This is a genomic window from Chitinophaga alhagiae, from assembly GCF_003568665.1.
Classification (GTDB): Bacteria; Bacteroidota; Bacteroidia; order Chitinophagales; family Chitinophagaceae; genus Chitinophaga; species Chitinophaga alhagiae.
In genome coordinates, this window is record NZ_QXMH01000008.1 from 1 (window position 1) to 2500 (window position 2500).

Annotated in this window: 2 rRNA genes (1 of these 2 cut by a window edge); both read right to left on the reverse strand. The window is 48.1% G+C overall.

Features of this window, described 5'->3' with window-relative positions:
• Positions 1 to 10: 10 nt before the first annotated feature.
• A 5S ribosomal RNA gene (rrf, locus tag D3A97_RS24670) occupies positions 11 to 122 on the reverse strand.
• 162 nt (positions 123 to 284) lie between these two features.
• Positions 285 to 2500 (reverse strand): 23S ribosomal RNA (locus D3A97_RS24675) (it continues 665 nt past the right edge of the window).

Here is a 2500-nt window from a genome sequence, read left to right on the forward strand (position 1 = left end):
TTTCCAATAAATATGGCAGCTACCTACTCTCCCGCATGATAGTGCAGTACCATCGGCCATGAGGGGCTTAACTTCTCTGTTCGGAATGGGAAGAGGTGAACACCCTCGGCAAAACCACCATAAGATCTTATTACACCGATCTCTGCAACCGGACTCTTCATCCTGCTGCCCTGCGATACGGCATCTCTAGTCGTTAGACCAATAAATTTACATATTGGGAAGTCGTAAAACACATTCCTTAACCCTAGCATGCGCCAAGGCTCGGAACCTATGGAAAGTATAAAAAATTAAAGCTTACGGGCAATTAGTACTACTCGGCTTTGATGTCACCACCTTTACACCTGTAGCCTATCAACGTCATCGTCTCTGACGGCCCTTAAAAGTAAACTCATCTTGAGGTAGGTTTCACGCTTAGATGCTTTCAGCGTTTATCCTGCCCGTACATAGCTACTCTGCACTGCACCTGGCGGCACAACAGATACACCAGCGGTACGTACGACCCGGTCCTCTCGTACTAAGGTCATGTCCTCGCAATTTACTAACGATCACAACAGATAGGGACCGAACTGTCTTGCGACGTTCTGAACCCAGTTCACGTGCCACTTTAATCGGCGAACAGCCGAACCCTTGGGACCTTCTCCAGCCCCAGGATGTGACGAACCGACATCGAGGTGCCAAACCTCCCCGTCGATATGAGCTCTTGGGGGAGATCAGCCTGTTATCCCCGGAGTACCTTTTATCCTTTGAGCGATGGCCCTTCCATACAGAACCACCGGATCACTTTAGCCTGCTTTCGCACCTGCTCGGCTTGTCCGCCTCACAGTCAAGCACCCTTATACTAATGCGCTCTACGTACGATTACCAACCGTACTGAGGGTACCTTTGCGAGCCTCCGTTACTTTTTAGGAGGCGACCACCCCAGTCAAACTACCCACCAAACAATGTCCCCCTTGCAGGGTTAGACTCTAAGTAACAGAAGGTTGGTATTTCAACGATGACTCCACGACTCCTGGCGAAGCCGCTTCATAGTCTCCCAACTATCCTACACATCTGGCACTCAAAATCAATGTTAAGTTGTAGTGAAGGTTCACGGGGTCTTTCCGTCCCGTTGCGATTAACCGGCATCTTCACCGATACTACAATTTCACCGAGCTCGTGGTAGAGACAGTGTCCAACTCATTAGACCATTCGTGCAGGTCGGAACTTACCCGACAAGGAATTTCGCTACCTTAGGACCGTTATAGTTACGGCCGCCGTTTACTGGGGCTTCAGTCAGAAGCTTTGGATTACTCCGAACATCCTTCCTTAACCTTCCAGCACCGGGCAGGTATCAGGCTCTATACGTCATCTTTCGATTTTGCAGGGCCCTGTGTTTTTGTTAAACAGTTGGTTGGACCATTTTACTGAGACCACATCACTGTGGTACGCCTTATCCCGAAGTTACAGCGTCAATTTGCCTAGTTCCTTTACCACGGATCACTCGAGCGCCTTAGGATATTCTCCTCGACTACCTGTGTCGGTTTACGGTACGGGCTGCTATAACCTAACCTTAGAGGTTTTTCTTGGAAGTCTGTTTAGGGACATTATCAGCGCGGCCGAAGCTTTGCTGTACTATCAGGTTCAGCACCCCTAACGGATTTACCTATTAGAAGTATACCTACACCCTTTAACGCACTATTCCGTAAGTGCGCAGTCCTTTCACTACTCCGTTACCCCATCGAAATTATAGCAGGTACTGGAATATTCACCAGTTTGCCATCAGCTACGCCTCTCGGCTTTGCCTAAGGACCCGACTAACCCTGATCCGATTAGCGTTGATCAGGAACCCTTAGTCTTACGGCGAAAAGATTTTTCATCTTTTTTATCGTTACTTATGCCTACATTTTCTTTTCTGTACGCTCCAACATACCTCGCGGTACACCTTCAATGCAGTACAGAATGCTCCCCTACCGATCATATCTCTTGATATGATCCTAAAGCTTCGGTAGTATGTTTGATGCCCGATCATTTTCCGTGCCCAAACCCTCGACCAGTGAGCTGTTACGCACTCTTTAAATGAATGGCTGCTTCCAAGCCAACATCCTGGCTGTTTTAGGGTTTGAACTGCGTTTGTTCAACTTAACATACATTTAGGGACCTTAGCTGTTAATCTGGGTTATTTCCCTCTCGGCCATGGACCTTAGCGCCCACAGCCTCACTCCCGTAGATATATCATAGCATTCGGAGTTTATTAGGGTTTGGTAGGCGGTGAAGCCCCCTAGCCCAATTAGTAGCTCTACCTCTATGATAACTCTTTATACGAGGCTGTTCCTAAAAACATTTCGGGGAGAACGAGCTATCTCTCAGTTTGATTGGCCTTTCACCCCTATCCACAGGTCATCCCATAGCTTTTCAACGCTAATGAGTTCGGTCCTCCAGTTTGTGTTACCAAACCTTCAACCTGCCCATGGATAGATCACAAAGTTTCGCGTCTACCCCCACTGACTAATTCGCCCTGTTA